29 protein-coding genes are annotated in these 26,209 nt (G+C 69.7%); 14 read left to right on the plus strand and 15 right to left on the minus strand.

The annotated features are described in order from the left end of the window. Window positions 1-19 precede the first annotated feature (19 nt). The 3 genes from ACT4MF_RS05480 (at window position 20) to ACT4MF_RS05490 (ending at window position 2,125) form a co-directional block, all read left to right on the plus strand. Entirely contained in the window at window positions 20-829 is an 810-nt protein-coding gene (locus tag ACT4MF_RS05480) for a hypothetical protein (RefSeq protein WP_444681971.1), read from the plus strand. A 217-nt stretch (window positions 830-1,046) separates the two neighbouring features. Next, window positions 1,047-1,475: a 30S ribosomal protein S12 gene (locus ACT4MF_RS05485; protein WP_004048726.1), complete on the plus strand. Its 429-nt coding sequence runs from the start codon at window positions 1,047-1,049 to the stop codon at window positions 1,473-1,475. Continuing rightward, a complete protein-coding gene (locus ACT4MF_RS05490) occupies window positions 1,472-2,125 on the plus strand; it encodes a 30S ribosomal protein S7 (RefSeq protein ID WP_444681972.1) in 654 nt (217 codons plus the stop codon). Before ACT4MF_RS05485 ends, ACT4MF_RS05490 begins: the two co-directional genes overlap by 4 nt. A 228-nt stretch (window positions 2,126-2,353) precedes the next feature. Here the strand turns inward: ACT4MF_RS05490 and ACT4MF_RS05495 are convergent, their stop codons facing one another. Then, entirely contained in the window at window positions 2,354-4,339 is a 1,986-nt protein-coding gene (locus ACT4MF_RS05495) for an aconitate hydratase (RefSeq protein WP_099255825.1), read from the minus strand. Between the two features lie 266 nt (window positions 4,340-4,605). Here ACT4MF_RS05495 and ACT4MF_RS05500 point away from each other — a divergent pair, with 266 nt between their 5' ends. After that, on the plus strand, window positions 4,606-5,079 hold the full coding sequence (locus ACT4MF_RS05500; RefSeq protein WP_444681973.1) for a deoxyuridine 5'-triphosphate nucleotidohydrolase: 474 nt from the start codon (window positions 4,606-4,608) through the stop codon (window positions 5,077-5,079). Window positions 5,080-5,129: 50 nt separating this feature from the next. Here ACT4MF_RS05500 and ACT4MF_RS05505 read toward each other — a convergent pair whose 3' ends face one another. The 4 genes from ACT4MF_RS05505 to ACT4MF_RS05520 all read right to left on the minus strand — a co-directional run bounded on the left by ACT4MF_RS05505 (window position 5,130) and on the right by ACT4MF_RS05520 (window position 8,706). Further along, window positions 5,130-5,504 carry a tautomerase family protein gene (locus tag ACT4MF_RS05505; RefSeq protein ID WP_444681974.1) on the minus strand — a complete coding sequence of 125 codons (375 nt, stop codon included), beginning with the start codon at window positions 5,502-5,504 and terminating at the stop codon, window positions 5,130-5,132. Window positions 5,505-5,817: 313 nt separating this feature from the next. Beyond that, window positions 5,818-7,194 carry an LLM class flavin-dependent oxidoreductase gene (locus ACT4MF_RS05510; RefSeq protein ID WP_444681975.1) on the minus strand — a complete coding sequence of 459 codons (1,377 nt, stop codon included), beginning with the start codon at window positions 7,192-7,194 and terminating at the stop codon, window positions 5,818-5,820. A 90-nt stretch (window positions 7,195-7,284) separates the two neighbouring features. Then, window positions 7,285-7,692: a CBS domain-containing protein gene (locus ACT4MF_RS05515; RefSeq protein ID WP_444681976.1), complete on the minus strand. Its 408-nt coding sequence runs from the start codon at window positions 7,690-7,692 to the stop codon at window positions 7,285-7,287. Between the two features lie 57 nt (window positions 7,693-7,749). Further along, window positions 7,750-8,706: a DUF5787 family protein gene (locus ACT4MF_RS05520; RefSeq protein ID WP_444681977.1), complete on the minus strand. Its 957-nt coding sequence runs from the start codon at window positions 8,704-8,706 to the stop codon at window positions 7,750-7,752. A 111-nt stretch (window positions 8,707-8,817) separates the two neighbouring features. On the opposite strand from ACT4MF_RS05520, the gene ACT4MF_RS05525 reads away from it, so the two are divergent. The 3 genes from ACT4MF_RS05525 to ACT4MF_RS05535 all read left to right on the plus strand — a co-directional run bounded on the left by ACT4MF_RS05525 (window position 8,818) and on the right by ACT4MF_RS05535 (window position 10,735). Continuing rightward, complete coding sequence (locus ACT4MF_RS05525) at window positions 8,818-9,201, plus strand: hypothetical protein (RefSeq protein WP_444681978.1); 384 nt, start codon at window positions 8,818-8,820, stop codon at window positions 9,199-9,201. Next, complete coding sequence (locus tag ACT4MF_RS05530; RefSeq protein ID WP_444681979.1) at window positions 9,198-9,788, plus strand: NUDIX hydrolase; 591 nt, start codon at window positions 9,198-9,200, stop codon at window positions 9,786-9,788. The genes ACT4MF_RS05525 and ACT4MF_RS05530 overlap by 4 nt, the downstream gene beginning before the upstream one ends. A gap of 113 nt (window positions 9,789-9,901) precedes the next feature. Beyond that, complete coding sequence (locus ACT4MF_RS05535) at window positions 9,902-10,735, plus strand: NAD+ synthase (protein WP_444681980.1); 834 nt, start codon at window positions 9,902-9,904, stop codon at window positions 10,733-10,735. Between the two features lie 78 nt (window positions 10,736-10,813). Here the strand turns inward: ACT4MF_RS05535 and ACT4MF_RS05540 are convergent, their stop codons facing one another. Then, complete coding sequence (locus ACT4MF_RS05540) at window positions 10,814-10,963, minus strand: DUF7563 family protein (protein WP_444681981.1); 150 nt, start codon at window positions 10,961-10,963, stop codon at window positions 10,814-10,816. Window positions 10,964-11,149: 186 nt separating this feature from the next. Then, the gene (locus tag ACT4MF_RS05545) at window positions 11,150-12,247 is read right to left on the minus strand and encodes an anthranilate phosphoribosyltransferase (RefSeq protein ID WP_099255816.1); all 1,098 of its coding nucleotides are present in this window, start codon (window positions 12,245-12,247) and stop codon (window positions 11,150-11,152) included. A 332-nt stretch (window positions 12,248-12,579) separates the two neighbouring features. On the opposite strand from ACT4MF_RS05545, the gene ACT4MF_RS05550 reads away from it, so the two are divergent. Further along, window positions 12,580-12,738, plus strand: coding sequence for a DUF7317 family protein (locus tag ACT4MF_RS05550; RefSeq protein WP_180271807.1), 159 nt, complete (start codon window positions 12,580-12,582; stop codon window positions 12,736-12,738). Window positions 12,739-12,907: 169 nt separating this feature from the next. Beyond that, window positions 12,908-13,966 (plus strand): siroheme decarboxylase subunit beta, encoded by a 1,059-nt coding sequence (gene ahbB, locus ACT4MF_RS05555; protein WP_099255815.1) that lies wholly within the window; start codon window positions 12,908-12,910, stop codon window positions 13,964-13,966. 74 nt (window positions 13,967-14,040) lie between these two features. Here the strand turns inward: ahbB and ACT4MF_RS05560 are convergent, their stop codons facing one another. From ACT4MF_RS05560 to ACT4MF_RS05570, 3 genes are all read right to left on the minus strand, one after another. Beyond that, window positions 14,041-14,814, minus strand: coding sequence for a bacteriorhodopsin (locus tag ACT4MF_RS05560; protein ID WP_099255814.1), 774 nt, complete (start codon window positions 14,812-14,814; stop codon window positions 14,041-14,043). A 1-nt stretch (window position 14,815) separates the two neighbouring features. Continuing rightward, the gene (locus tag ACT4MF_RS05565; protein ID WP_444681982.1) at window positions 14,816-16,507 is read right to left on the minus strand and encodes a methyl-accepting chemotaxis protein; all 1,692 of its coding nucleotides are present in this window, start codon (window positions 16,505-16,507) and stop codon (window positions 14,816-14,818) included. Between the two features lie 134 nt (window positions 16,508-16,641). Continuing rightward, the gene (locus ACT4MF_RS05570) at window positions 16,642-17,196 is read right to left on the minus strand and encodes a DoxX family protein (RefSeq protein WP_444681983.1); all 555 of its coding nucleotides are present in this window, start codon (window positions 17,194-17,196) and stop codon (window positions 16,642-16,644) included. A 547-nt stretch (window positions 17,197-17,743) separates the two neighbouring features. Here ACT4MF_RS05570 and ACT4MF_RS05575 point away from each other — a divergent pair. Continuing rightward, complete coding sequence (locus ACT4MF_RS05575; RefSeq protein ID WP_099255810.1) at window positions 17,744-18,163, plus strand: DUF5790 family protein; 420 nt, start codon at window positions 17,744-17,746, stop codon at window positions 18,161-18,163. An 11-nt stretch (window positions 18,164-18,174) separates the two neighbouring features. Here the strand turns inward: ACT4MF_RS05575 and ACT4MF_RS05580 are convergent, their stop codons facing one another. Further along, the gene (locus ACT4MF_RS05580; protein ID WP_444681984.1) at window positions 18,175-18,990 is read right to left on the minus strand and encodes a creatininase family protein; all 816 of its coding nucleotides are present in this window, start codon (window positions 18,988-18,990) and stop codon (window positions 18,175-18,177) included. 156 nt (window positions 18,991-19,146) lie between these two features. Here ACT4MF_RS05580 and ACT4MF_RS05585 point away from each other — a divergent pair, with 156 nt between their 5' ends. Next, complete coding sequence (locus tag ACT4MF_RS05585; RefSeq protein WP_444681985.1) at window positions 19,147-19,488, plus strand: DUF5789 family protein; 342 nt, start codon at window positions 19,147-19,149, stop codon at window positions 19,486-19,488. 30 nt (window positions 19,489-19,518) lie between these two features. Here the strand turns inward: ACT4MF_RS05585 and ACT4MF_RS05590 are convergent, their stop codons facing one another. Then, window positions 19,519-21,465, minus strand: a complete 1,947-nt coding sequence (locus tag ACT4MF_RS05590) for an ABC transporter ATP-binding protein (RefSeq protein ID WP_444681986.1) — start codon at window positions 21,463-21,465, stop codon at window positions 19,519-19,521. 154 nt (window positions 21,466-21,619) lie between these two features. After that, window positions 21,620-21,940: a DUF7538 family protein gene (locus ACT4MF_RS05595; RefSeq protein ID WP_444681987.1), complete on the minus strand. Its 321-nt coding sequence runs from the start codon at window positions 21,938-21,940 to the stop codon at window positions 21,620-21,622. 98 nt (window positions 21,941-22,038) lie between these two features. On the opposite strand from ACT4MF_RS05595, the gene rnz reads away from it, so the two are divergent. Together rnz and ACT4MF_RS05605 are read left to right on the plus strand one after the other, a co-directional pair. Further along, window positions 22,039-22,971, plus strand: coding sequence for a ribonuclease Z (gene rnz / locus ACT4MF_RS05600; protein WP_444681988.1), 933 nt, complete (start codon window positions 22,039-22,041; stop codon window positions 22,969-22,971). 73 nt (window positions 22,972-23,044) lie between these two features. Continuing rightward, on the plus strand, window positions 23,045-23,476 hold the full coding sequence (locus ACT4MF_RS05605) for an HIT family protein (protein WP_444681989.1): 432 nt from the start codon (window positions 23,045-23,047) through the stop codon (window positions 23,474-23,476). 48 nt (window positions 23,477-23,524) lie between these two features. Here the strand turns inward: ACT4MF_RS05605 and ACT4MF_RS05610 are convergent, their stop codons facing one another. Beyond that, a complete protein-coding gene (locus ACT4MF_RS05610; protein WP_099255804.1) occupies window positions 23,525-24,742 on the minus strand; it encodes an MFS transporter in 1,218 nt (405 codons plus the stop codon). 94 nt (window positions 24,743-24,836) lie between these two features. Between ACT4MF_RS05610 and ACT4MF_RS05615 the strand changes: the two genes are divergently transcribed. Next, window positions 24,837-25,634, plus strand: a complete 798-nt coding sequence (locus ACT4MF_RS05615; RefSeq protein WP_444681990.1) for a P-loop NTPase family protein — start codon at window positions 24,837-24,839, stop codon at window positions 25,632-25,634. Between the two features lie 21 nt (window positions 25,635-25,655). Here ACT4MF_RS05615 and ACT4MF_RS05620 read toward each other — a convergent pair whose 3' ends face one another. Next, window positions 25,656-26,183 (minus strand): DUF7858 family protein, encoded by a 528-nt coding sequence (locus ACT4MF_RS05620; RefSeq protein WP_444681991.1) that lies wholly within the window; start codon window positions 26,181-26,183, stop codon window positions 25,656-25,658. Window positions 26,184-26,209: the final 26 nt, after the last annotated feature.

The following is a 26,209-nucleotide window of genomic DNA, read 5'->3' on the forward strand; positions in this document are numbered from 1 at the left end:
CGCGGTCGTTTGTCGCGGCATGGACCGGAGACGCTTCCTCGCCGGGGTCGGGACCGGAGTCGCCGTCGGAATCACCGGCTGTCTCGGCGGGGGATCCGACCGCCCGTTCCCCGACGCCGACTGGCGAGACGAAGACGGCCTCGACGTGGTGACTCTCTCGGAAACCCACGTCCAAGCGCTCGTCGATGCCGGGGGCGCCACGCTGTTCTCGGTCGCGGAGACGACCCACGATGGCGACGCGGAGCCGAGCCCGTGGCTCCCCTCGCAGGAGTACGAGTCCGCGTACGACCTCGAGAACGGGCGCCAGTACGTGCGCCAAGAGCTGACGGAGACCGAAGAGACCGACATGTCGGAGCTGTACGTCGCCGACGACGAGGTGCTGGTCCGCCAGCAGACCGGCGACGAGACGCGGTACGGTCGGCAGCCGGTCGACCGGTCGGCAGACGACCTCGGAGAAGTGATGCGTATGGAGGTCGTGACAGGGATCCGCGTCGAAGGCGAGACCGCGGGCGGCGAGGCGGAGTACGAGGGGTTGAACCTGTGGAACCCGACGAGCGACGGCGAGGGCGAGGTGCGCGGGGAGCCGACGGCCCGGTTCACCGCCGACTCGTTCGATGGCGAGCGGAACGTTCCCGGGACGATCGAGACGGCGTCGGCGAGCGTCCACGTGTACGAGTCGGGCGTGGTGCCGCGGCTCGAGCAGTCGTGGGCCGGCGAGCACGACGGACAGGAGGCGACCGTCGACGTCGACATCGACTACCGCGACCTCGGCGCGACGGTGTCGGAGCCCGATTGGATCGAGGAGGCGCGCGAGGCCACGAGCGCCTGACTCGCGGGCGCGATCTCGAATCGATACCGTCCGGGCGAAACGACGGGCGCTCGCAACTTTTGAGCCGGTAAGCCGGCGAGAGCACCCGTCGTTTTCGACCGACTCGTTCCGGAAAACACCCTCAGAACGGACGAGAGGTACCGTTCGAGCGATCTGAGGGCGTTTCTCCGGGTCGAAAGACGACGCTTAAGTAGCTCCGTTTGGAAGTGGATGTACGATGGCGAACGGCAAATACGCGGCCCGTAAGCTCAAACAGGACCGGCAGAAGCGCCGCTGGTCCGACTCCGAGTACGCTCGGCGAGAGCGCGGGCTCAAGAAGAAGTCCGACCCCCTCGAGGGCGCCCCGCAGGCCCGCGGGATCGTGCTGGAGAAGGTCGGGATCGAGGCAAAGCAGCCGAACTCGGCGATCCGAAAGTGTGTCCGCGTTCAGCTCATCAAGAACGGGAAGCAGGTCACCGCGTTCTGTCCCGGTGACGGCGCCATCTCGTTCATCGACGAGCACGACGAGGTCACGATCGCCGGGATCGGTGGGGCGAAGGGTCGCGCGATGGGCGACCTCTCCGGCGTCAACTACAAAGTCGAGAAGGTCAACGGCGTCTCCATGATCGAACTGGTTCGCGGAAACGCGGAGAAGCCCGTCAGATGAGCGGGGAGGAGACCGAGGCGCCGTCCGACGCGGACGTCGCCGCCGACGAGCCGGATCCGGACGCGCCCGCGTCCAGCGAGGCCGCCAACGAGAACGCCCAGCTGTTCGGCGTCTGGGACGTCACCGAGATCGCCTACGAGGACCCCTCGACGAAGCGCTACATGACCGTGACGCCCATCGCGCACACGATGGGCCGACACGCGTCCAAGCAGTTCAAGAAGTCCGAGATCTCCCTGGTCGAGCGGCTGATCAACCGCCTGATGCAGACCGACGAGAACACGGGCAAGAAACAGCAGGCGACGCGGATCGTCCGCGACGCCTTCGACATCATCCACGAGCGGACCGAGGAGAACCCGGTCCAGATCCTCGTGACGGCCGTCGAGAACGCCGCGCCCCGCGAGGAGACCGTCCGCCTGAAGTACGGCGGGATCTCCGTCCCGAAGGCGGTCGACGTCGCGCCGCAGCGCCGCGTCGATCAGGCGCTGTTGTTCATCTCCGACGGCGTCGCTAACGCGACGTACAAGTCGACGACCGCCGCCGCCGAGGCGCTCGCCAACGAGCTCATCACGGCCGCGGACTACGACCCCGAACGCTCCTACTCCATCTCGCAGAAGGAGGAGCGCGAACGCGTCGCCGCCGCGGCCCGCTAACGCCGGTTCCGCGTTGGGACCGACGGGACGCGTTTTCGCGGTTCCCCCGCTTCACTCCGACCCGCAGAGCGACGGCGCCGTGCAGCGTCACTCACGGAGACGATCGCGACCGTCGACCGAGAAGGTCGACCACGTCGGCAATCCGCGTAGCCGCTGCTGAAGGTGTAGGCGCGCGAAAAATGGAGAACGCAGATGCCGAAACGGCGCGTCGACCGCGGGACAGCGCGCTCAGTCGTCGGCCGGCGCTGCGCCGGAGTCGCCGTCAGCGTGCTGCTGTTTGACCCACGAGAGCTTGCCGCCGGCCCCGAGGATGTCGCGCTCGCGCTCGGAGGCGTCGAGGTCGGCCGTGAACTCCCACTCGCCGTTGACGCTCACGGTGAACTCCTCCTGGCCGGAGGCGACGCCCGCGGGCACGTCGTCGACGATTTCGATGTCGTCGCCCTGGTCGATCTTCTCGTACGTCTCCGCGTCGATCGCGAGCGGGACGATACCGAAGTTGAACAGGTTCGCCTTGTGGATGCGGGCGAAGCTCTGCGCGAAGACGGCCTCGATGCCGAGGTACATCGGACAGAGGGCCGCGTGCTCACGCGAGGAGCCCTGCCCGTAGTTCTCGCCGGCCACGAGGACGCCGCCGTCGGCGTCGAGAGAGCGCTGCGCGAACGTGTCGTCGACGCGCGAGAGCGTGAACTCGGAGAGCTTCTCGATGTTGGAGCGGAACTTCAGGATGTCCGCGGTCGCCGGGATGATGTGGTCGGTGGTGATGTTGTCCTCCATCTTGAGGAGGGCCTCGCCGCCGTCCACGTCGATCCCGTCTTTGAGCGGCACGTCGCCGATGTTCGGGCCCTTGACGAGCCCGTCGTCGATGGCCTCGTCGGGCGAGATGATGTCGGAGTCGTCCTCTCCCATGCCGGGGCCGTACTTCGTCCCCATCTCCAGGCCGGGCGCCTCGAGGTCGCCGAGGTCGTCGGCGAGGTCGCGCGGGTCGACGATTTCGCCGGTGATGGCCGCCGCGGTGGCGACCTCCGGCGAGCAGAGGAAGACGGAGTCGTCTTCGATGCCGGAGCGGCCCTCGAAGTTGCGGTTGAAGGTACGCAGCGAGACGGAGTCGGAGGCGGGCACGTGGCCGATCCCGATACACGCGCCACACGTCGCCTCGGAGAAGTTGACGCCGGCCGCCATCATCTCCGCGGTCCATCCCTCACGGGCCAGCATCTCGGAGGCCTGCTTGGAGCCGGGCGCGACGATCATCTCGGTCTGCTTGGCGACCTCGCGACCCTTCAGCATCTTCGCGCTGGGAAGGATGTCCTCGTAGGCGCCGTTGGTACAGGAGCCGACGATGACCTGCTCGACGTCGGTGCCCTCGTACTCGCTGACGGGGGCGACGTTGTCGGGCATCGACGGCGCGGCCACGAGCGGCTCGAGATCGTTCAGGTCGACCTCGATCGTCTCCGCGTACTCCGCGTCCTCGTCGGGCTGGAGGTCGACGTACTCCTCCTCGCGGTCCTGGCGCGCGAGCCAGTCCTTGGTCTTCTCGTCGGTCGCGAAGATCGAGGAGGTGGCGCCGAGCTCGGTGCCGAGGTTCGTGATCGTGGTCCGCTCGGGGATAGTGAGGTTCTCGGCGCCGGGGCCGGTGTACTCGAAGATCTTGCCCACGCCGCCCTTGACGGTCAGCTCGCCGAGCAGGTGGAGCGCGATGTCCTTGGCGGTCGCCCACTCGGGGAGCTCGCCCTCGAGGTGAACGTTGACGACTTCCGGCATCTCGACGTAGTAGGGGCCGCCCCCCATCGCGACGGCGATGTCGAGGCCACCGGCGCCGATCGCGAGCTGGCCGAGCCCGCCGGGGGTCGGCGTGTGCGAGTCGGAGCCGAGCAGCGTCTTGCCGGGCGCCGCGAAGTTCTCCTTGTGGACCTGGTGACAGATCCCGTTGCCGGGGCGCGAGAAGTACGCGCCGTACGTGCCGGCCGCGGAGCGGAGGAAGCGGTGGTCGTCGGTGTTCTTGAAGTCGAACTGGTACGTCTGGTGGTCACAGTACTGCGCGGCGAGCTCCGTCTGGACCTCGTCCAGATCGAGCGCCTCGAACTGGAGCCACACCATCGTCCCCGTGGTGTCCTGCGTCAGCACCTGGTCGATCTCGATGCCGATCTCCTCGCCGGGCGTCAGCTCGCCCTCGACGAGATGGTCATCGAGGATCTTCTCCGTAATTGTCTTTCCCATATCATCCGAAGTTGGCTCTCCCGTGGATATAAAACCCGCGAGTTTTTTGCAAGATCGACCGTGTTAGATCGGCAGATCGAGCAATTATTGCGAGATTGTGTGAGTGATATCATTCCCCACGACAAGAATAGCCGTAACGAGTGTATAAGGCCCATAAAGGCCTATATCCGCCGAAATCGGCCGTATTGAGCGATCCTGCGCTTGGCCCGATCGGCGGCCTGATCGCGGACGACACCGTTTAGTCTCGCCCGCGGATCCGATGGGACATGTTTGACTCGGGAGCGACGGTCGCGGCGGCCCTCGAAGCGGGCGGCGCCGACCTCGACGACGGGCAGCGACAGCCGAACGGGGTCGACCTGACGGTCGGCGCCGTCTTCGAGCAGACGGAGCCGGGCGCGATCCGCCGCGACGGGAAGCGCGTCGGCGAGCGCGAAGCGCTCGAACCGGAAGACGGCGCGTACCGGCTGGAGGCTGGGACGTACGTGGTCCGGTACGGCGAGCCGGTGCGGATCCCCGACGAGCGGATCGGGTTCGTGCTCCCGCGGTCGACGCTGCTGCGCAACTCCTGTACCCTCGATACGGCGGTCTGGGACGCGGGCTACGAGGGCGTCGGCGAGGGGCGCCTCGACGTGGGACACGCGATCGCGATCGAGCCGGGCGCGCGGATCGCCCAGCTGGTGCTTGCAGCCGCCGACCACGAGGGGAGTTACGACGGGGCGTATCAGGGCGAAGGACTCTAACGGGGACAGAGAGCGCGGCGGGCGCCGCCGGGGTCACGGTCTCGGGAGAGTCACTCGCCCGCCCAGTCGCCGCCCACCCGGTCGACCCCCATCATGTCTTCCCCCGCGTGCTCGGTGAACACGACCTTCGCGTTCGGCTCCGGCACGCCGAGCTCGGCGACCGCGCGTTCCATGACCGCGAGCGCGAACGCGCGCTTGTACTCGAACGGGCGGCCCGCTCGGATCTCGGCGTCGAGGAACAACAGTGGCCCGTCGACGGCGCGACCCAGCGCCATCGCCGAAGGGTCCAGTTCATCGATCGTCACCGCGACGTGTCCGGCGGTCGTCTCCATCTCCTCGACGTACCGGTCGGTGACGAACGCGGCGAACGACTCGCGCTCGGCCGGCGAGAGCGACAGAGTCGTCGAGAACTGTAAGAGCGGCATACCCGGCGGTCGACGCCGAGCCGCTTGGGTGTGTCGGCGGTGGGTACGAATCGACCGAAACCGCGGTACTCGAGGCGCACGATCGGGAGAGAGCGGCCGCTCTCGGGTGATCAAAGGAACGAACGGCACGCCCGTGCCGGGAAAAGGTGGCACAGGCGTGCCGTTCAGTAGGTCCCCGCTGACGCTTCGGCCCTCCAAGCGAAGCGTCACCAGAGAGAAGCGGGGGAATCCACTTAAGCGTGCCGGGGGCGGCAGAGTTGTCGTCTCCGGCGCCGACGGGAGAGCCGCGACGCCGCACGGACGCCGCTCCCGGTCACTGCTTCGCCGGGTGGTCGTCTCGGAGCCGCGACTGTCCCGTCCCGAGGAGCCGCTCGCGGAGGGTGCCGTCGCCGCGCGGCGCGTCTCCCGCGTCGTCCGGATCGGGGACGAGCCCGCGCTCCCGCAGTTCGGGCACGACCAGGTCGACGAAGTCGGTCAACGAGTCGGGGCGAACGACCTCCTTCACGTTGAAGCCGTGGACGCCGACCTCCTCGTGCCAGTGCTCCAACTCGTCGGCGATCTGTTCCGGGGTGCCGACGATCGTCGGCGAGGTGGTTCCGAGCCCGCAGAACTCGGCGATCTCGCGGACGGTCCACTCGCGGTCCGGCTGGGCCTTCGTGAACGCGTTCATCGTCCCCTGGATCGCGTCGGTCTCGATGTGTTCCACCTTCTGGTCGGGATCGAGCGCCGACAGGTCCATGTCGAGGAAGCCGGAGAGGAGCGCGAGCGTCGCCTCGACGTCGACGTGACGCGTGTACGCCTCGTACTTCGCCTCGGCGGCCGCCTCCGTCTCGCCGACGACCGGGACGACGCCGATGAAGAAGCGGAGGCTCTCGGGGTCCCGCCCGCGGTCCGCCGCGCGCGACTTCACGTCGGCCATGTACTCGCGGATCCCCTCCTCGGTGGGCTGGCTGGCGAAGACGCCCTCCGCGTTCGCGGCCGCGAACGCCCGCCCGCGGTCCGACGACCCCGCCTGATAGATCACGGGCGTGCGCTGCGGCGACGGCTCGGAGCCGTGCGGACCGGGCACGGAGAAGTGCTCGCCCTCGTGGTCGATCGCCGAGACCTTCTCGGGGTCGGTGTACCGTCCGGAGTCGCGGTCGATCTCGACGGCGTCGTCGTCCCACGACTCCTCCCAGAGCTTGTAACAGACGTCGAGGAACTCGTCGGCGCGGTCGTAGCGGGTCTCCTTGTCCATCCGCTCCGAGAGCCCGAGGTTCTCGGCGGCCGACTGGAGGTACGAGGTGACGACGTTGAGCGCGACGCGTCCGTCGGTGAGGTGGTCGAGCGTGGAGAACTCCCGCGCGAGCTGGTAGGGGTGTGTGTACGTCGTCGAGCGCGTCACGGCGAAGCCGAGGTCGTCGGTGACCTCCGCCATCGCGGGGACGATGAGCTGCGGGTCGCTCGCGGGCGTCTGGACCGCCTTCTCGACGGCCGTCTCGCGGTCGCCGCCGTACACGTCGTAGATCCCGCGCACGTCGGCGAAGAACACCGCGTCGAAGCCGCCGCGCTCGGCGGTGCGCGCCACCTCGGTCCAATACTCCCGGTCGGTGTACTCCGGCGACCGGTCGCCGGGATAGGTCCACGACCCGGGCGAGACGTGCTCGACCGAAGCCATGGTAAAGAGGTTGAGATGCAGGTGATCGGGCATGGATCGCGGTACGCGATCCGCGCGTATGACCCCCCAGAAAGGGGCGGCACTTGTCGGGGGTTGCGAGCGCGGTGCGACGACGGCGGCCCCTTACGGCGACGGCGCCTCCGGCGAGGAGACGTACGCGGCGAAGTCGGAGGTGGTGATGATCCCGATCGGTTCGTCGCCCTCGACGACCGGCACGTGGTGGATCCCGTGTTCGACCATCGTCGCGGCCACCGCCGAGACGGAGTCCTGGGCGCTCGCCGTGATCGGCTCTCGGGTCATGTACCGCTCGACCGTCGTCTCGGCCTTCGGCTGGCTCTTCGCCACGATGTCGACGAAGTCGGTCGTGGTGAGGATGCCGACGAGGGCGCCCGCCTCGTCGACGACCAGCGCCGAACTGATGTCGTTGTCGAGCAGCACGGCCGCGGCGTCCTCGACCAGCGTGTCCGGCGTCACCGTGTGGAGTTCGCTCGTCATCAATCGCGCGACGAACACGTCTTCGATGTCGTCCATGTGCACACGTTCCGTCGTCGGCGTATAAAGCGTTGCCACGCAGACCGGCGACGGCGCTCACAGGAACCGCGAGAGCCCGGACTGGCGGCGGGGACCGTCGCCCGCGGGGTCGGCCACCCACGCGGTCCGCTCGTCGCGGAGACGGTCCTCGTCTGTGCGCGGCGGATCCGCGGGCTCGCGGACGTCGCAGGCCGCGCCGCAGTCGCGTCCCGGATCGACGACGCGGTCGAACCGCTCGCAGCGCGGTCGCCCGTCGGCGGTCATCGTCGCGTGCGCGCAAGCCGGGGGCTCCGGACGCCACCCCTTCCCGTACGCGCGCTCGGCGAGACGGCGGCGCTTCCGCGCCTTCGCGGCGGGGTCGACGAGCGTCACGTCGGTCCGGAGCGCGCGCTCCTCCCGGATCTCGACGCCGGACGCGTCGGGGTCGAGCGGGGTCGGCTCTCGGACGACCTCGCGCTCGCCGGTGTCCGGGTCGAACCGCCAGACGCCGACCGACTCCGGGATCCGGTTGAGGTGCGCGCGCGTGACGTAGGAGGCGGTCGCGAGCACGACCTCGTCGAACAGTCCGAGCGCGGCGTCGTACCGCAGCTGGGCCGTCAGATCGCCGGGGGAACCGAGGTCCGGCTTGTTCTCGATCGCGGTCAGCGAGCCGACCCAGTCGTCGGGGTACCGAGCGGTGGCGCGCACGACGGGTCGCCCGTCGCGGCGCTCGCGTTCGAGGTAGCCGACCGCGGCCGCGCGCTCGGCGACCGCCTCGGCGCGGTCGGGCGGGAGATCGAACGCCCGCTGGATGGGAACCGCCTCACCGGGACCGACCGGCGCCTCGATCGCGGGCTCCGGGATCCGGTCGGGCGTGATCGCCGCGCGCCGGTCGAACCCCGGTCCGGGCGTCAGCACGCAGACGTCGACGATCCGGCCGCCGGGGTTCTCGATCCCGGCCCCGAACTGGCGGGCGACGACGCGGTCCGGTGATTCGAGCGCGGCACACAGCGCCAGCTCGAACCGGAACTCCATGGGGGAGACAGGGGCGCGGGCGAGTAAAGCGCGTCGGCGCCGAGGGGGCGAGTGCCGGGGCGAGGGCGCCGCGGGCGAAACCGGTATTCCCCGCCGGCGCCAACGGCGACCATGCGCCGGGTCACCCGGAACCTCCTCATCGCCATCGCCGTAATCGCCGTCGCCCTGCTCGCGTTGGGGGCGCTCCCGAGCTACCTCGGGAGCGGCGACCCCTACTACCTCACCGCCGAGCCGATCGAGACGAACGAGACCGCGGCCGACGTGAACAACGTCTCGGACCGGCGATATCCGTATCTCACGAGCGCGATCGCGAGCGCGGACGGGCGCTCCGAGGGGTACCAGACCGGCCCGTACGGAGTGAAAGAGTGGTTCACCCACACCCCGTTCGACGAGGTGGACGCGCTTACCCAACAGGTGCCCGAGGCGGCGGTCGACGACGGGGTCCGCGTCCGACGCGACGGGCAGGCCTACTACGTGGAGGTGGGACAGCCGTGAGCGACGATCTCAGCGGTCTCTCGGCCTTCGACGACGGTCGGCGTCACTCGCTGCCCGGCGAGCCGGAGTGGCCGGTCCGGGAGGTCGTCGTCGAGTACGACGAGGGGTGGTTCGTCGGCGGATACGACCGCGTCGAGCAGCCGGACGGGACGGAGAAGAAGTACTACTGGGCCGAGCTGTCGCCCGCGACGGTCGTGATCGCCGTCGCCGACGACCGCGTGCTGTTCGTCGAGCAGTACCGGCCGACCGTGCGGAACACCCAGCTGGAGCTGCCCGCGGGCATCGTCGAGGCCGGCGAGTCGTACACCGCCGCCGCCGCGCGCGAGCTCGCCGAGGAGACCGGCTTCGCGCCGTCGTCGACCTCCCTGCTCCAAGAGGTGTGGTGTTCGACGGGCGTGTTGCGTCACACGCGCGGCTACGTGTTCGCGGAGGGGTTGGAGCCGGTCGACGTCGACCACGACAGCAACGAGTTCCTCGTTCCGCGGACGGTCCCGATCGACGAGGCGCTGGCGGTCGCGCGGGAGCCGCCGACGAACGACGCGACGCTCGAGGGGTTGCTGTTGGCCGAGCAGGAAGGACTCCTGTAGTTCACCGCCGAAGAACGCGCCGATCGGAGGGTTACGATCCGTGGAACCCGACGCGCGTCCAGTTCCCCGCGCCGACGGGGAGGTATTAGTCGCCTCGGCACCAGACGTAACCCATGAGCCGGACCTCGGACCAGTCGGTGTTGCTGTCGGACGACCCTCCGCTCGACCTCCGCCTCTCCGACGCAGAGTTGGAGAACGCCCGCGAGCGCATCGTCGCCTTCATCGTCGATCTCGTCGACGATGCGGGCGCAGAAGGCGCCGTGCTGGGGCTCTCCGGCGGGATCGACTCGACGCTGGTCGCCTACCTCGCCGTCGAGGCGCTCGGCGAGGACGGGTTACACGGGATCACGATGCCCGCCGAAGTGAACGACCCCGACGTGATGAGCGACGCCGAGCGCGTCGCCCACGAGCTCGGGGTCGAGTACGACATTGTCGAGATCCAGCCGATCGCGGAGTCCGTCTTCAACGCGTTCCCCGAGGCCGCCGACGACCGCATGGCGGCGGGGAACGTCTACGTCCGGACTCGGGCGGTGTTGAACTACTTCGTCGCCAACGCCGAGAACAGGGTGGTGTTGGGAACGGGGAACCGCGCGGAGGCGATGACGGGCTACTTCACGAAGTACGGCGACCAGGCGGTCGACTGTAACCCCATCGGGAACCTCTACAAACAGCAGGTGCGCCAGCTGGCCGCGCACGTCGGCGTCCCCCGCGATCTGGTGATGCAGGAGCCGACCGCGGGGATGTGGGAGGGCCAGACCGACGCCGAGGAGATGGGGCTCGACTACGACACCGTCGACGCGATTCTGGCGGTCCACGTCGACGGCGGGCTCTCGCGCGCGGCGACGGTCCGCGAACTCGACGTGCCGGAGGAGGCGGTCGACCGCGTGGTCGAGCTCTACGAGCGCAGCGCCCACAAGCGCGCGATGCCGCCCGCGCCCGAGCGCTAGGCGTCGTCCGAGCGGGGACCCCGGAAAGCCGAAGCAGCGGAGAGACGGGGCGGGCCGAAAAGGGACGGTCAGCGGGACTCAGACGTTTTGCGCACGTTCTTTCGCGACCTCCGCGATTCCGGCGTTCGCCGAGCAGTTCGGACACGCGTGTATCCGGCCGCGAGCGTCCGAGAACACCCGGGCGAATCGTTCGGAGACGTGCGCGTCACAGTGCTCACACGTCGGCATGGTGGGATGCGGTATCGTGGGTCATGTTCGGTACACACTCACTTGGTGCTCCGCCCTCAAGACGGCTTTCCGAATTCTCTCCCAAATTCGACCCAGATCCGCCGATCCGGGGCGTGAAAAGGTTAAGAGGCAGCGAAAGCGACCGCCCAGCGAACGAACGCCGACGGGGCCGGGCGTCGGCCGCGGTCAGAAGTCGCGGAGCGCTTCGAGCACGTCGTGCGCGGAGCCGTCGTCGATGACCGCGCGGGCGGCGTCGAGGCCCTCCTCGATCGAGTCGGCGTCCTCGCGGGCGTAGATCCGGAGCGCGGCGTTGACCGCGACCGCGTCGGCGAAGGCGCCGTCGCGCTCGCCGGTGAGCACCGCCTCGGTGATCGCGGCGGATTCGGCCGCGACGTCGTCGACCGCGAGGTCCTCCTCTTCGAGGTCCATCCCGTACTCCGCGGTCTCGATCTCGAAGTCGTCGAAGGACGCGCCGTCGCTGCCGGCCTCGTCGGCGTCGGAGCCGCCCGCGTCCCACTCGGCGACCTTGGTGTAGCCGGGGCGCACGTCGTCGTACCCCTCCATCCCTTGGAACATCAGGACGCGGTCGAGGTCGTGGAACTCGCTTTCCACGAACGTGTCGACGACCTTCTTCGCGAACGCGAGGTGGTAGAAGGAGCCGAGGTGGACCGACGCCCCGGCCGGGTTCGCCAGCGTCTCGATCGTGTTGACGAACGTCCGGACGCCCATCTGGTCGCGCCGGTCGAACAGGTCGTCGATGGCGGGGTTGAACGCCGGCTGGTAGTAGAAGCCGAAGCCCGTCTCGTCGACCATGTCGGCCGAGTCGGAGGGCGTCAGCTCGGTGTGGACGCCGAGCTCGTCGAGGACGTGCTTGTACGCGTCCTGTTTCTGCGTGGGGACTCGGTCGCCGGAGTGGACGACGACCGGGGTGCCCGCGGCGGCCGCGACGACGCCCGCCGCGACGCCGAGGATCGCCGAGCGCCCCTTCCCGTCGTAGTTCGCTCCGCAGTCGACGGGGTCGGCGTCGGGTTCGGCGTACTCGACGCGATCGCACATCACGTCGACGTACGCGCCCAGCTCCTCGGGCGTGTTCCGCTTCCAGCGGTTCGCGAGCCAGAACGCCCCGAGCGTCGTCGGGTCGGGCTCGTCCGCGAGGATGCGCTCGAACGCCTCGGTCGCCTGCGCGCGCGTGAGGTCGTCGGCCGACTTGTGGCCGGAGCCGCAGACCTCGGTCATCAGCCGTTTGAGGGGCCAGTCGCCGAACTCCTGGGTCGCCTGAGCCATACGCGTCGTTGGGGACCTCGAACGAAAAGTCCCCCGCTCCCCTCCCGAACGCTGGGAAGGGGAAGGATCGACGCGTCAGCCGGGGCGGAGAGTGAACCGCCCGAGGACCGAGCCCCCGCCCCGCTTCCGGTGCGCGCGAGCGGCGAGGTGCGGTGAGTCGGCCGGCTCGCACCGAGTCCGTGGTACACCACCACACACAATAAGGAGACGATCGTTGGGTTTCTAAGCAGAGAAGGGTAGATAAGAACAGTTTTGTCAGCAAAAGGTTCCAGTATAACCTCTGAAAGGCGTTAGAGTTATATGTACGTCCATCTAGTGAACAGTTGTTCCCGATGACGTCCAAATCCGTGGCCACCGCACTCACACTGTATCGCTCCCGCACACTGACTCTCGAACAGGCCGCGACCGTCGGCGGCTGCTCGACGGAACAGCTCGAGGAGAGCGCCCGGGCGTTCGCACCGACGCCTGGTGCGGCCGCCGCTGACGACTGACACCCCTGCCGGCGACCGGCCCCCGGTCCCCGCTGACGACCGATCGGCTCCGACGGTTCGGCTCGGCCGAGTCGGCTCGGACCATCCCGCCACACCGAGCCCGCGGACCGCCCCACCACACCGAACCGCCTCCGAAACCCGTACGTAGGCGCGACCCCAACTCGACGTAATGAGTCTGGACGCCGACTGGCGGGCCGACATCGACGCGGTCGACGCGGCCCTCATCGACGAGTACCAGAGCGGCTTCCCCGTCGAGCCGCGCCCCTTCGAGCGAGTTGCCAGCGAGATCGCGGCCGAGACGGGCGTCGCCCTCGACGCCGACGAGGTCCTCGATCGCGTCCGCGGTCTCCGGGAGCGCGGCGTGTTCCGACGGTTCGGCGCCGTGCTCAACCCCCCGGTCATCGGCTCCTCGACGCTCGCCGCGGTGCGCGCGCCGGAGGACCGCTTCGACGAGGTCGCCGAGGTGATCAACGGGTATCGACAGGTGAACCACAACTACCGCCGCGACCACGAGTGGAACCAGTGGTTCGTCGTCACCGCGGGCTCGCGGGAGACCCGGGACGCGATCCTCGCCGAGATCGAGGAGCGAACCGGCTGCGAGGTGCTGAACCTGCCGATGCTCACGGACTACTACATCGACCTGGAGTTCCCAGTGGTGAACGGCGATCGATTTGCACGAGAATCGCTCGAAGAAACCGCGGTCTCCGCCACGCGCATCTCCGAGAACGCCCGCGGCGACCTCGCCCCGCTCGACGCCGACCTCCTCCTGGCGATCCAAGACGGGTTCCCGCTGTCGGCGACCCCGTACGCCGACGTGGCGGCCGAGATCGACGCCCCGATCGACGACGTGCTCGCGGCGGTCGATCGCCTGCTCGCGGACGGCTGTATCAAGCGGATCGGCTGTATCGTCAACCACGTCGTCACCGGGTTCACGAACAACTGCATGGTCGTCTGGGACGTGCCGGACGACGAGCTCGATGATCGCGGGGAAGCGGTCGGGAGCCTCCCGTACGTCACGCTGTGTTACCACCGGCCGCGCCGGACCGAGCAGGGCTGGGAGTACAACCTGTTCACCATGATACACGGCCGCGAGGCCGAGGCGGTCGACGCGAAGATCGACGAACTGGCGGCCGACCACCTCCCGTTTTCGCACGAGCGGCTCTACTCGACGGAGACGCTGAAACAGACCGGGGCGCGGTACGAGGACCTGGTCGCGGACGAGGAGTAGCGGAAAAGCGGAGCGGCAAAAACCGGAGCGGCAAAAACCGGAGCGGCGAAAAGCGGAGAGAGAAGAAAGCCGGCTCAGTCGTCGCCGAGCACGGTCGTGCGTTCGTCATCGGTGCCGGCGTCGACGTGGACGCTGTCGGAGCCGACGCCGAGCCCGCGGTCGGCGGTGATCCGGTCGAGCGCGTCGGCGCCCGCGACCGCGACGACGACGAAGCCGACCTTCGAGACGATGTCGAGATACACGAACACGAGCATCTCCGTCGCCGGCGTCATCAGGCCCAGCCCGGTGGGGGCGAGCAGCCACACGACCGGGTACAGCGTCCACAGCACCACCGTGATGTTCCGGAGCGTGCCGAAGACGGCGCGCACGCGGTCACCCTCGGCCGAGGCCGACCGCGGGAGCGAGACGAGCAGTCCGTAGACGAGCCCGAGATACGCGACACCGGCGACGCCGAAGGCGGCCCACGAGAGCGTGCCGGTGGTGGCGCTGGCGACGATACCGCCGGCGATGATCACCACGTCGACCCCGATCAGCCCGGCGAGCACGGTGCGCGACGGGCGAGCGAGCAGCCCGAGGTAGAGGAGGAGGAGCGGCGTCGTCAGCAGCCAGTCGACGTACCGGACGAGGTCGATCTCCCCGGCAGCCGTCGACAGCGTGCCGAGATCGAGCGCCATCAGGAGGTACGCGAGCGCCGCGATGCCGGTGACCCCGGCGAGGGTGGCGTAGTAGACGGCGTGCGACTCGTCGCTCTCCGAGGACCGCGAGAACCACGCCCACAGCGGGGGAATCGTGCCGGCCCCCATCGCGAGCACGCCGATCCACGCCCAGACGGCGGTGTCGACGAGCATCTCAGTTCACCCCCTCACCGTTCGCTCCTCCATCGGGACGGTCGTCAGACCCGTCCTCGTGCGGGAAGTCGAAGGAGCCGTCCGCGGCCCCGCCGTCGGTCCCCCCGTCGGAGACCGCGGTGGTGGCGGTGCCGGCGTCACCGTCGACGCCCGCGGCGGCATCGAGGCCGGCGCCCGCCGCGAACTCGAAGTCGTCGACCGCGTCGCGCAGCGCGATCGCGCGGTCCGAAAGCGACCCCGCCGCGTTTTCGACCGCGCCGAGGGTCCGTTCCTGTTCGTCGACCGCGCCGGTCACGTCGCCGGCCGCGCTCGCGGTCTGTGCGCTGATCGCGGAGACGTCCTCGACGTGGCCGACCACCGCGTCGACGGATTCGGCCTGCGTCTCGGTCGCTCGGGTGATCTCGGTCATGCTCGTGTCGGTCCGCTCGGAGGCCTCCGCGAGGCGCTCGAGCGCGTCGATAGTCGTCTCGACGGTGTCGACGCCGGCGGAGATCCGCTGTTCGGTCCGCGCCATCGCGTCGGCGCCCGTCTCCGCGCGCTCCTGGACGGAGTGGATCCGGGCTTCGATCTCGCTCGCGGACTCCTGCGTCTCCTCCGCCAGCGCCTTCACTTCCTCGGCGACGACCGCGAAGCCGGCGCCGTCGGCGCCGGAGCGGGCCGCCTCGATGGAGGCGTTCAGCGCGAGGAGGTTCGTCTGCTCGGCGATCTCCGAGATGGTGTCGACCACCTCGCCGATCTCCTCGACCTCCGCGGCGAGCGCCTCGACCTCCGCGGTCGTCTCGGCGGTCGTCTCCTCGACCGCGTCCATCTCCGCGAGCGCCTCCTCGGCGGCCTCGCGACCCTCCTCGCCGACCGCCGCGGCGTGTTCGGCCGACTCCGCCACGTCGGTGACGGTGGACGCGACCTCCTCGGCCGACGACGCGAGGTTCTCGGCCTCGTCGGTCGCCGCCTGCAGGTCGTCGCGCTGGGTGCGCGCGCCCTCGGCGATCTCCTCGACCGCCTCGCTCACGGTCCCGGTCGTCGTCCGCAGGTTCTCCGTGCGGTCGTCGACGGTGCCGGCCACGTCGGCGGTGTCCTCGGCGACGGTCGCGACGGACGCGACCGTCCCCTCCAGCTCGTCGGCCATCTCGTTGAACGCGGCGCCGACCCGAGCCATCGCCTCGTTGTCGCTGTCGGGGTCGACGCGCTGGGTCAGGTCGCCGTCGGCGAGCGAGCGCATCGCCGACTCGTACTCGGTCGCCTTGCGCTCGACCGTCTCGGCGCGTTCGGTCGCTTCGCGCCGGGCCCGTTCGGCCTCCTCACGGGCCTCCTCGGCGTCGTCGATCTCGGACCGAAGCGACGTTCGCATGGCGTCGAACGCCCGGAACAGCCGCCCGATCTCGTCGGTTCGCCCCGTCTCCAGCCGCACGTCGAGGTCCCCCTCGGCCATCCGCTCGGCCTTGGCCGTGAGCTGCCGCAGGGAGATGACCGTGTTCGATCCGACGGTGACGCCGATGAGCGCGAGCCCGATCACCGTCAACAGCGTCATTCCGATGAGCCCGGAGCGTACCTCTGTGCCCGCGGCCCCGGCCTCCTCCGCACGGAGGTACACGATGACGCCGTATGAAACTGAGACCCCCATGACCCCGATCAGCGACAGCGCGAGCTTCGCGCCGTAACTCGACCGGATGCCGGAGGACGATCCCTCTTGCATAGTGTACTGGATTGCAGGGATCGTATCGGCATAATAACTGCTACCCGAATATTATGCATGATAACGAAGGGCGTGGGTGAGTCCGTCGTTCGCGAGGGATCGGAGGGCGCGGCACCGAGGGGTCGGACGGGCCCTCACCCGAGGAGGTATCGGGTCCACGGATACCGCTCGACGAGGGGCTGACCGCCGACCTCGTACCCCTCGACGTAGGCGTCGAGCCCGAGGATCCGACCGGCCCCGAAGGCGGCGACCGAGAGGAACACGAGCATGTACGCGAAGTCCCCGTTGATGTAGCCGTGCGCGATGTCCCAGTTGCCGAGGTAGAACAGGACCATCATGAGCGCGCCCCAGAACGCGGCGAGCCGGGTGAGGAGTCCGACGATCACGCCGAGCCCGATGAGGACCTCACCCCACGGCACCGCGACGTTCACGAACTCCACGAACCACGTGGTCTCGCCCATCGCGGCGAACAGGCCGGCGGCCGGACTGCCGTTCGCGGCGGGCGCGTTCTGGAGGTACCCCGCGGCGCTGAACTCGCCGCTGAGAACCTTGTCGAGACCGCTCTGGAAGAATGCGAGCCCGATCATCAGCCGCAGCGCGAGGATGAACCAGACGCTGAGCGTGTGGAGCTTCCCCTCCACCGAAACGCCGCCGATCGTGCTTCGCAGTGAGACTTCTTTCGTTGACATACGTCACTTAACTCTCAGAGAAGATATAAATATGAACCAGGATTCTCAGGTGATGCGACACCCTCGCGACCGCGGAGAGCGGAGTCGTCGACTTTGAGGGGGCGTCGTGAAATTAGGATAAACCGTCGCGAAACCGCGCGTGAGTGATACGAGTCTGCAGAACTATATAGCCGTACGAGGGAGTATACGGGCCTCATAGTCGGTTTTACCTGGTTCGTCGACGATCGCTCAACCGTGACCGACGGCGACCCCAAAAGCGCTCCCTCCGGGGGGCCCGGGTTGCTGGCCGCGACGCCGAGGGTCGAGCGAGTGTGGCGGTGGCTCCGGACGCTGGCGCTGCTGGCCGGCGTGCTCGGCCTGCTGGTCGGGCTGTTCGCGCTGGAACTCGTCCTCCGGCTGTGATCGGGCGCGACTCCGGCCCCGACCCCGGCCCGAGTGGAACTGAACGGCCGCTCGCACCGAACCGGACCGCAGCCGCCGCCTCGGGTCGGGTTTCACTTTCGCTTTCGGGCACGTTTTTAAAGGGCGTCGGCACGACGAGTCGGGTATGAGCCAGTCCACGTTCGACGACGACGATCTGTTCGGCGAGGCCGCCGAGGAAACCCGTGCCGAGGTCCGAGAGCACCTGCAGGCCGCCCGCGCGGAGCTCCCCGGCGCCGACGCGGTGTGGGAGACGGACGCGGACAACGTGCTCGGCGTCCTCAACGGGCTGAAGTCGTCGCTTGACGTCGGCGACGCGGTCGACAGCGTTCGCTCGGCGAAGAAGGCGTACGTGCTGGGCGAGCGCGCCGACGCCTTCGAGGACGCCGAGGATCTGAAGGCGGAAATCGAGGAGCTGGAGTCGCTCGTCGGCGACATCGAGGCCGCCGCCGAGGAGGTGGGATCGCTCACCGGCACCGTCCCCGCCATCCGCGGCGCGCTGCAGGACGCGGCGACGACGGGTGAAGGCGAGGAGGACGAAGAGTAGCGACCGCGCAGTTACCGGGGCTCTCGATCGACGACGGCGGCCGCCAGCTCCCCGAGCGCGCCGCTCGCGAGGTCGAGGAGAACCTCGCCGCGCTCGGCGTCGCCCGCGGCGGGGTCGCCCACCACCCCGTTGTCGGTGAACTCGTCGGCGTCGTGCGCGAGGTTCACCCCCGAAACCCACTCGCCCCAGCGGTCGGTCGCCCCCTCGCGGGCGGCCCCGACCCGGTCCTCGCGGACGAGTTCCGGGTGCGTCGCGCGCAACAGGGCGGTCTCTAAGGGACCGGCGTGTCCCATGTCGCTCGCGTGCTCGCCGACCGCCTCGAACCAGGTGAAGGACACGGCGTATCCCGCGTGGGCGTCGTCGCGCGAGAACCGGCGGGCGACCTCCGCGAGCGCCTCCACGTTGCCGCCGTGTCCGTTGACGAACACCACCCGGTTGACGCCGTGGCCCGGGAGCGACTCGGCCGCCTCGCGGACGTAGGCTCGGAACGTGTCCGGAGAGACCCACATCGTCCCGTCGAACGCGCGGTGCTCCTCGGCGACGCCGACGGGGATCGCCGGGGTGACGACGGCGTCGCCGCGCTCTCGCTTGCCCTCGGTCGGCGATTCGGCCGCCGCCGCTCTGTCTGCTGTCGATCCGACTGCCGCCGATGCGGCTCCCGCCGACTCGTAGGCCGCCGCGCCAGCCTCCGCGACCGCGACCGCGTCGAGCGTGTCGGTGCCGAGCGGCGCGTGAGGGCCGTGCTGTTCGGTGCTGCCGACGGGGACGAACGCGACGTCGACGTCGGCGTCACGCACGTCGGTCCATGTGGCGTCCGCGAGTCGCATACCGTCCCCTCGACGGGACGCGCCGTATAGGCGACGGTCCGCGCCGTACGGGCGACGGTCCGCGTCGGGCCGTGAGGCGGGCCCAACGGCTCGATCGGCCACGGTGTGGCGCGTTCGGGCGGGAGAATTAATCCGACGGGCGATGATGGACGAACCATGGGCAACGACAACGAAGACCAAGCGCGGGCGTACGGGGTGACGTTCGGGCCGTTGAAACGAGCGCTCCGCGAACACCGGTACCCGGTGACGACCGGCGAACTGATCGAGCAGTACGGGGGGTTCGAGCTGGCGACCGCGGCGGGCGAGCGGCGGCTGGAGGCGGCGCTCCAGTCGTGCGACGCGACGACGTTCGCCGAGCCGTGGGAGGTCCGAGACGCGATCCTCAGTGGGCTCGACGACGAGGCGGTGATCGGATATCACGGCGACCCGGCGGAGCGCGACGAGCGCGACGATCCCGAGATCGACCGCGCCGGCGACTGGAGCCGGCTGTCGGAGTGAGAATCGGTGGGCGGGTGAGGAGCCGCGACCTCAGTCGTCGTCGCTCTCGGCGTCCTCGACCAGACGCGCGGTGCGCTCCTGCGCGCGGTCGATGAACTCCTGGGGGAGCTCGTCGATCTCGCCGGCCTGCACGCCCCAGAGGTGCGCGTACAGCCCGTCGTTGTCCAACAGCTCGTCGTGGCTGCCGCGCTCGACGATCTCACCGCCCTCCAACACGAGGATGGTGTCGGCGTCCTTGATCGTCGAGAGCCGGTGCGCGATGGCGAACGTGGTGCGGTCGGCCGTGAGCCGGTCGAGCGATCGCTGGATCAGCATCTCCGTCTCGGTGTCCACGTCCGAGGTCGCCTCGTCGAGGATGAGGACATCGGGGTCCTTCAGGACGGCTCGCGCGATGGTGACGCGCTGGCGCTGGCCGCCGGAGAGCTTCACGCCGCGTTCGCCGACCATCGTGTCGTAGCCGTCCGGGAGGTTCTCGATGAACTCGTGGGCCTCGGCCGCCTTCGCGGCCTCGCGGACCTCCTCGTCGCTCGCCTCGAAGGTGCCGTACGTGATGTTCTCGCGGACGGTCCCGTAGAACAGGTACGACGACTGCCCGACGTACCCGATCGACCGACGGAGCGACTTGAGCGTCACGTCGCGCACGTCCTGCCCGTCGATCCGAATGGAGCCCTCGTCGACGTCGTACATCCGGAGCAGCAGCTTGAGCACGGTGGACTTCCCGGCGCCGGTCGGCCCCACGAGCGCGAGCGTGTCGCCGCCGTCGACCGCGAAGTCGATGTCGGAGACGATGGTATCGTCGTCGTACCCGAAGCTGACGCCGTCGTAGACCACGTCGCCGTCGTCGACGGTCAGGTCCTCGGCGTCCGGGTCCTCGGCGAGCCGCGACGGCTCGTCCATCAGCCCGAAGATCCGCGCGGACGAGGCGCGGGCGCGCTGGTACATGTTGATGATCTGCCCGAACTGCGCCATCGGCCAGATGAACCGCTGGGTGTAGAGGATGAACACGACGAACATCCCGACCGAGAGGTCGCCGGTGAACGGCCCCGGCGGCGTCTCCTGAAACACCCAGAGACCGCCGATCACGAACGTGAGCACGAAGCCGATGCCGGCGAGCACGCGGAGCGCGGGGAAGAACTTGATCCGGGTCGTGATCGCGTCCCAGTTGGCGTCGAAGTAGTCCATCGACACGTCGTCGACGCGGTCGGACTCGTACGGCTCCGTGTTCGACGACTTGATCACCTGGATGCCGCCGAGGTTGTTCTCGAGCCGGGAGTTCATCGTCCCGACCGACGAGCGCACCTCGGCGTACTTCGGCTGAATGATCCTGATGAACAGGTAGGTGAACCCGCCGATGATGGGGACCGGAAGGAGCGCGACCAGCGCGAGCTGCCAGTTGATCCAGAAGAGGAGGACGCCGATGCCGACGACCATCACGGAGAGCCGGAACAGCGAGTTCATCCCGTCGTTTAAGAACCGTTCGAGGCGGTTCACGTCGTTCGAGAGGATCGACATCATCTCCCCCGTCTGCTTGTCGGAGAAGAACTCCATGTTGAGCCGCTGCATCTTGTCGTAGGTGTCGGTCCGAACGTCGTGCTGGATGTTCTGCGCGAAGGCGTTGAACCCCCAGTTACGGACCCAGTGGAACGCGGCCCCGGTCCCGAACGCGCCGCCGATGACGGCGATGGTGAACCAGAACTGCGCCTCCTGTCCGGTCGGGAGCCACACGTCCGGGAGGACGACGAGCGGGATCTGCTCGCTGAAGACGGCGTCCTCGTAGAACACGGCGTCGATGGCGATCCCGAGCATCAGCGGCGGGAGGAGGTCGAGGAGTCGCGCGAAGACGCTGGCGAAGATGCCGACGGTCACCTGCGGGAGGTAGTCGCGACCGTACGCGAGGAACAGCCGTTTCATCGGGTTCTCGATCTTGTCCCGCTGTTCCTCGAAGGGGTCGTCTTCCTCCCACTCGGCGCTACTCATTACCGTTTCCTATCGTATCGCGCCGCAAATACGTTTCCTTCGAAGCGAGATACATCGGCGGAAATCTCCGGTAATGGCCGCCGAAACGGGCGATCGGCGGATCAGCGCGGAGCGGGGAGACGGAGCGAGACGGGAGCCGAGACCGAACGCGAGATCAGATCTCGCGGCGCTCCAGATCGGGGTCGACGCCGGCGGCGTCGAGGTCCTCGCGGATGCGCCGCCGGAGGGGGTCCGGGATCTGCTCACGGGGAACGGGAGCGGCCGTGGCGGCGCTCGCGGCGGGGTCGGTCGAGTCGGCGGCGTCGGCGGCCGCGTCCGGTTCCACGGGCGGGACCGTCCAGTAGAGGACGCGCTCGGCGTCGGCGTAGAACTCCACCGCGTACCGGTTTCCCCCGCCGTCGTAGTGAACGCGGGCCGCGTCGCCCTCGGCGCGCCACCCCTCCTGTCCGACCAGCGCAGCGATCGAGTCGTGCACGGTCCCGTTCGGGACGGCGGACACATGTCGGTGTCGCCGCCAGCCGCGGCGGCGCCGTCATCGATACCGGTTTACAAATGCCGCTCCGATACCCGTGTATGTCCCTTCGCGTCACCTTCCTCGGGACGGGCGGCGCCGTCCCCACCACCGAGCGCGCGCCGAGCGCACTGTTCGTCAACCGCGAGGGCGACCGCCTGCTGTTCGACTGCGGAGAGGGCACCCAGCGCGGCATGATGCAGCACGGGACCGGGTTCGGGATCGACCACCTGTTCGTCTCGCATCTCCACGGCGATCACGTCCTCGGGATCCCGGGGTTGGTCCAGACGCTCGGCTTCAACGACCGGGCGGCCCCCCTGACGATCCACTGCCCGCCGGGAACCGCCGGCGACCTCCACGACCTCGTCCACGCGGTCGGCCACGACCCCGCGTTCCGGATCCGGATCGACGAGGTCGCACCCGGCGAGGTCGCGCTCGACGCCGACGGCTACGAGGTCCGGGCGTTCGAGACGGCCCACCGGACCAAATCACAGGGGTACGTCCTGAAGGAAGACGACCGCCCCGGCCGGTTCGATCGCCCGAGGGCCGAGGAGCTCGGGGTCCCCGTCGGCCCGAAGTTCGGGCGGCTTCACGCCGGCGAGTCGGTCGAGGCCGAGGACGGCTCGGTCGTCGAGCCCGATCAGGTGGTGGGACCGCCGCGGCCCGGTCGGAAGTTCGTCTACACCGCCGACACCCGTCCGCGGGAGGAGACCGCCGCGGTCGCGGCGGACGCCGACCTGCTCGTCCACGACGCCACCTTCTCCGACGCCATGGCGGACCGCGCCCGCGACACCGCGCACTCGACCGGTCGAGAGGCGGGGTCGATCGCGGAGCGCGCCGACGCGAAGCGGCTCGCACTGGTCCACATCTCCTCGCGGTACGCCGCGGACGCCTCGCCGATCCGCCGCGAGGCGCGGGAGGCGTTCAGCGGAGAGTGCCTCCTCCCCGACGACGGCGACCTGATCGAGGTGCCGTTCCCCGACGCGGACGAGTAGGACCGGTCGAAGCGGGACGCGGAGCGACCGCCCCCGGGAAACCTTGATGGGTCGCCGCGACGACTCCACGCGTATGTCCGCAGACTGCATCTTCTGTTCGATCGTCGACGGCGACATCCCGGCTCGAACCGTCTACGAGACCGGCGACGTGCTGGCGTTTCTCGACGCCAACCCGCTCGCTCGCGGCCACACGCTCGTGATCCCGAAGTCCCACGCGCAACACGTCGGCGACCTCGACGGCGACCTCGCGAGCGAGCTGTTCGCGGCGGTGACCGAGCTCACCCCGCGGGTGCAGGCCGCGGTCGACGCCGACGGCGCCAACGTCGGGATCAACGACGGCGAGGCGGCCGGACAGGAGGTCCCCCACGTCCACGCCCACATCATTCCCCGGTTCGAGGGGGACGGCGGCGCGCCCCTCCACGCCGTCGGCGGCGAGCGACCGGACCTCTCAGACGACGAGCTGGACGAGGTCGGCGAGACCGTGGCCGCCGCGATAGACGGCTGAACGGCCGGTCCGAGCGGTCGCTCGTGGACGGAGAGGGGTGAAGACCCGTCAGCCCTGACCGCCCGCCAGCCGGTCGGCCTCCGGGAGCGTGCGGAGCCACAGCATCGCCCCGGTGCCCACGAGCGGCCCGAGGACGAGCGGGGCGAACGCCCACTGCCAGCCGGCGGCGTCCCGCACGACGGGGACCAGTTGGATCGAGGCGATAGTGATAAGGAAGCCGACGGCGGTCTGGAGCGTCAGCGCGGAGCCGACGTAGCTCTCGTCGGCGAGTTCCGAGACGGCGGCGGAGAACTGCGCGGAGTCGGCCACGATGAAGAAGCCCCAAACGAGGACGAACGGGACGACGACGAGGGGCGACGAGCCGAAGACGACGCCCGCGACCAGACAGGCGCTCCCCGAGACGACCATCGACAGGCTGGTGACGGCGGACCGGCCCCAGCGGTCGGCCGCGGACCCCGCCAGCCACGCGCCGACGCCGCCGATCGCGATGGTCGCGAACGCAAGCAGCGCGGCGCGGCTGTCGGCCTCGGCCACGCCGCCGACCTCGAAGCTCGCGGCGAGGTAGACGGGCACCCACGTCCAGACCGCGTACAGCTCCCACATGTGGCCGAAGTAGCCGACGTTCGCGAGGACGACGCCGCGGTCGGTGACGATCCGGCGGACCGCGCCCGGATCGAACGGCGCCGTCTCCGGCTGGTGCGGGCCGTCCTCGTACGCGAGAACGAGAACGCCGCCGAGCGCCGCCAGCGCGGCCGTCCCGTACAAGACCGTGTCCGGCCGGCCGATCCCGCCGACCGCTCGAATGAGGTGCGGCGAGGCCGACCCAACCGTCAGCGCACCGACCAGGACGCCGATGGCCAGCCCTCGGCCGGCGTCGAACCACGACGCCATCATTTTCATGCCCGTCGGGTAGACGCCCGCGAGCGCGACGCCCGTGAGGAAGCGCAAGACGATCGCCGGCAGCCCGCTGGTGACGACCGCCGCGATCGCCGCCGTCCCCGCCGCGCCGAGCATCGCGGACCCGGCGAACAGGTACCGCGGCGGAACGACGTCGGCGACCGTCAGCGACGCCGACGCGAGGGCGCCCGCGACGAAGCCGAGCTGGACCGCGTTGGTCAGCCAGGCGGTCTCGGCGGCGGAGAGCCCCCACGCCGCGGCCAGCTCCGGCCCGACGGCCGTCCCGCTGAACCAGAGCGTCATCGCGAACAGCTCCGCGACGCCGACGAGCACGAGCGCGCGCCACTTCCCGTCTGCGAGGGCGACCATGCGTCGGTATCATACAGACATCCATGATATATTCGTTGCGGCGGGCGGCGCGGCGATCCGCGGCCCTTAACAACCGACCTCGGCGAGCGGAGCCATGCGCACCAAAGCGCTCGCGCTCGTCGGGGCGACCGGCGGCGCGGGGACGACGCGAACCGCCGTCGAGCTGGCCGCGCTGGGCGCGCGTGACGGCCGCGACGTTGCCGTGGTCGACGCCGCGTTCACGACGCAGGGGCTCTCGGAGTACGTGTCGGGGCGGATCGGAACGGACCTCACGACGCTCGTCACCGACGAGACTGGGGCGTCGCTGTCGGCGGCGACGTACCCGATCGTCGGGGGCGGCGGAGACGCCGAAAGAGCCGAAACCGACGCCCCGGATCTCCCGGGTCGCGCCGACGCGATCCCGGCCCGCGCGCCCTTCGAGCGCGTCGCGAGAGCGAAGACCGCGGAGGCGGCCCGAAAGCTAGAGCGGCGGATCGACGAGGCCGCGACGAGCTACGACGCCGTGATCGTCGACGTCGCCCCCGTCGGCTCCAACGAGGCGGTCGCGGGAGTGACCGCCGCGGACCGGACGGCCGCGGTGTTCCCGGCGACGACCCACGGCCGCGACGCCCTCCAGCGGCTCCGCGGTCGGGTCGCCGACGTGGGCGCCGGGGTAAACCGGTCGATCGCGGTGGTGCGGGACGGCGACGGGGAGAGCGCGGAAGGGGGAGACGAGACCGACGCGGACGTTCACCTCCCGCCGACCGCGCCCGCGGTCGCGGACGCGCCGACGGCGTCGACGGGAGACGGAGCGTACGCGCGCGCCGTCGCGGACGCGTTCGAAGCTGCCTTCGACGCAACGGTCGGGATCGAGTTCGCGGAGTCGGGACTGGTCGATCGGCTGACACCCTGATCGCGAGCGGACGCCCGTCGCTCAGCGGAGTCCGTCGGGCGACCCGAGCGCCCCGCCTAGCGCGTCGCCATCGCTTCCGCCGGAACCGGCGCCGAGCGGGGCGGAGCCGGCGATGTGGGCGTCGACCGCCTCGGCGACTGCGGACAGCGGGTCGTGCGTCTCCACGTACGTCGCCAGCGCGAAGTCCGCCTCGTCGCCGCCGGCGAGCGCGACCGCCTCGCTGCGCGCGATCCGGCCGTCGAGCCAGTCACGGACCACGTCTCGGCGAGTCGGCGCGAGCGGACAGACGCCCTCGACGCCGCAGCGGTGGAGGGCCTTCGCGCCCGTCATCGGCGACACGCCGGCCTCGCGGGCCGCGTCCCCGACGCTCCGCCCGGCGGTGAAGGCGTCGACGAGCGTCGCCGTCGCCTCCGGCGTGCACGGGAGGTCGTCCGCGTGCGCCGCGAGCCGATCGACGAGCGGGGTCTCCGTGTCGTCCGCGACGGCGACGCCCCGGTCGCGCTGGCTCGCGGTCACTTCGAGGCCGTCCGCGATCTCCGACAGCGTCATGCGAAGCCATGCCTCGCACTGGCGGT

The organism is Halorubrum sp. FL23 (assembly GCF_052439115.2).
Taxonomy (GTDB): domain Archaea; phylum Halobacteriota; class Halobacteria; order Halobacteriales; family Haloferacaceae; genus Halorubrum; species Halorubrum persicum.

Excerpts from the sequence above, each read along its gene's own strand:
- ACT4MF_RS05545 (WP_099255816.1), bottom strand. The coding sequence starts at position 12,247 with ATGGCTCAGGCGACCCAGGAGTTCGGCGACTGGCCCCTCAAACGGCTG.
- ACT4MF_RS05620 (WP_444681991.1), bottom strand. The coding sequence starts at position 26,183 with ATGACGCTGTCGGAGATCGCGGACGGCCTCGAAGTGACCGCGAGCCAG.
- ACT4MF_RS05520 (WP_444681977.1), bottom strand. The coding sequence starts at position 8,706 with ATGGAGTTCCGGTTCGAGCTGGCGCTGTGTGCCGCGCTCGAATCACCG.
- ACT4MF_RS05480 (WP_444681971.1), top strand. The coding sequence starts at position 20 with ATGGACCGGAGACGCTTCCTCGCCGGGGTCGGGACCGGAGTCGCCGTC.
- ACT4MF_RS05500 (WP_444681973.1), top strand. The coding sequence starts at position 4,606 with ATGTTTGACTCGGGAGCGACGGTCGCGGCGGCCCTCGAAGCGGGCGGC.
- ACT4MF_RS05540 (WP_444681981.1), bottom strand. The coding sequence starts at position 10,963 with ATGCCGACGTGTGAGCACTGTGACGCGCACGTCTCCGAACGATTCGCC.
- ACT4MF_RS05585 (WP_444681985.1), top strand. The coding sequence starts at position 19,147 with ATGGGCAACGACAACGAAGACCAAGCGCGGGCGTACGGGGTGACGTTC.
- ACT4MF_RS05505 (WP_444681974.1), bottom strand. The coding sequence starts at position 5,504 with ATGCCGCTCTTACAGTTCTCGACGACTCTGTCGCTCTCGCCGGCCGAG.
- ACT4MF_RS05510 (WP_444681975.1), bottom strand. The coding sequence starts at position 7,194 with ATGCCCGATCACCTGCATCTCAACCTCTTTACCATGGCTTCGGTCGAG.
- ACT4MF_RS05580 (WP_444681984.1), bottom strand. The coding sequence starts at position 18,990 with ATGCGACTCGCGGACGCCACATGGACCGACGTGCGTGACGCCGACGTC.
- ACT4MF_RS05610 (WP_099255804.1), bottom strand. The coding sequence starts at position 24,742 with ATGGTCGCCCTCGCAGACGGGAAGTGGCGCGCGCTCGTGCTCGTCGGC.
- ACT4MF_RS05490 (WP_444681972.1), top strand. The coding sequence starts at position 1,472 with ATGAGCGGGGAGGAGACCGAGGCGCCGTCCGACGCGGACGTCGCCGCC.
- ACT4MF_RS05565 (WP_444681982.1), bottom strand. The coding sequence starts at position 16,507 with ATGCAAGAGGGATCGTCCTCCGGCATCCGGTCGAGTTACGGCGCGAAG.
- ACT4MF_RS05570 (WP_444681983.1), bottom strand. The coding sequence starts at position 17,196 with ATGTCAACGAAAGAAGTCTCACTGCGAAGCACGATCGGCGGCGTTTCG.
- ACT4MF_RS05590 (WP_444681986.1), bottom strand. The coding sequence starts at position 21,465 with ATGAGTAGCGCCGAGTGGGAGGAAGACGACCCCTTCGAGGAACAGCGG.
- ACT4MF_RS05515 (WP_444681976.1), bottom strand. The coding sequence starts at position 7,692 with ATGGACGACATCGAAGACGTGTTCGTCGCGCGATTGATGACGAGCGAA.
- ACT4MF_RS05495 (WP_099255825.1), bottom strand. The coding sequence starts at position 4,339 with ATGGGAAAGACAATTACGGAGAAGATCCTCGATGACCATCTCGTCGAG.
- ACT4MF_RS05535 (WP_444681980.1), top strand. The coding sequence starts at position 9,902 with ATGAGCCGGACCTCGGACCAGTCGGTGTTGCTGTCGGACGACCCTCCG.
- ACT4MF_RS05615 (WP_444681990.1), top strand. The coding sequence starts at position 24,837 with ATGCGCACCAAAGCGCTCGCGCTCGTCGGGGCGACCGGCGGCGCGGGG.
- rnz (WP_444681988.1), top strand. The coding sequence starts at position 22,039 with ATGTCCCTTCGCGTCACCTTCCTCGGGACGGGCGGCGCCGTCCCCACC.
- ACT4MF_RS05560 (WP_099255814.1), bottom strand. The coding sequence starts at position 14,814 with ATGCTCGTCGACACCGCCGTCTGGGCGTGGATCGGCGTGCTCGCGATG.
- ACT4MF_RS05575 (WP_099255810.1), top strand. The coding sequence starts at position 17,744 with ATGAGCCAGTCCACGTTCGACGACGACGATCTGTTCGGCGAGGCCGCC.
- ahbB (WP_099255815.1), top strand. The coding sequence starts at position 12,908 with ATGAGTCTGGACGCCGACTGGCGGGCCGACATCGACGCGGTCGACGCG.
- ACT4MF_RS05525 (WP_444681978.1), top strand. The coding sequence starts at position 8,818 with ATGCGCCGGGTCACCCGGAACCTCCTCATCGCCATCGCCGTAATCGCC.
- ACT4MF_RS05550 (WP_180271807.1), top strand. The coding sequence starts at position 12,580 with ATGACGTCCAAATCCGTGGCCACCGCACTCACACTGTATCGCTCCCGC.
- ACT4MF_RS05485 (WP_004048726.1), top strand. The coding sequence starts at position 1,047 with ATGGCGAACGGCAAATACGCGGCCCGTAAGCTCAAACAGGACCGGCAG.
- ACT4MF_RS05605 (WP_444681989.1), top strand. The coding sequence starts at position 23,045 with ATGTCCGCAGACTGCATCTTCTGTTCGATCGTCGACGGCGACATCCCG.